This is a genomic window from Parvimonas sp. M20 (assembly GCF_035282425.1).
Taxonomy (GTDB): domain Bacteria; phylum Bacillota; class Clostridia; order Tissierellales; family Peptoniphilaceae; genus Parvimonas.
Genome location: NZ_JAYKBQ010000069.1, coordinates 1 through 580 on the forward strand (window position 1 = coordinate 1; position 580 = coordinate 580).

Consider the following 580-nt stretch of genomic DNA (forward strand, 5'->3'; position numbering starts at 1 on the left):
CTCCGTGACATCATGGGCTATCTTTACCAACAGCGGCGAGTTGACCTTGCTCTAGGTCTGCGGTATGCGGATCAGCCCAATATCAACCTTCTTATCCCTATTTATGCGGGTAAGATCAATAACATCCGCCTTATTGATCCGTCCCTGGATGATGATAAGAATGAAGTTCCTGGGTATTTGGATATCGAGCTGGATGGGTTGGCTGCGCGTTATTCGCGTGCTACCTATCGCACTCGTTCTCATGCCGATCAACAGGAAATCGACCCTACCGACCAGTTCTTCAGCTTTACACAGAATGCGGCCAACGGCGAACAGACGCTATTCTGGGGTAAGGCTGGGACTCTGCAATCCACTGCGGTATATAATCCCCTTGCTAACCGGGGAGAATATCAATGATCGAGATTAAACGTCGTCTGGATTGGGATCTTTGCCTATCTGATTTCCTTCTGGATTCAGTGCGTGAGGGAGTATGTCTGGACTGGGAATTTTTTAATTGTGCTTCCTGGTGCTGTGATGGCATCGAAGCTATGACAGGTGTGGATCTGTATGAAGAATTCCGTGGTCAGAGCAAAAGTATGGC

2 protein-coding genes are annotated in these 580 nt (G+C 48.4%); both read left to right on the plus strand.

Translation table 11 applies throughout. From position 1 onward, the window contains the following. On the plus strand, window positions 1-396 hold a 396-nt coding region (locus VJI93_RS08425; RefSeq protein ID WP_324009263.1), incomplete at its 5' end, for a hypothetical protein. Beyond that, the coding region (locus VJI93_RS08430; RefSeq protein WP_324009264.1) for a DUF6950 family protein at window positions 393-580 on the plus strand (188 nt) is incomplete at its 3' end. The genes VJI93_RS08425 and VJI93_RS08430, both read left to right, overlap by 4 nt.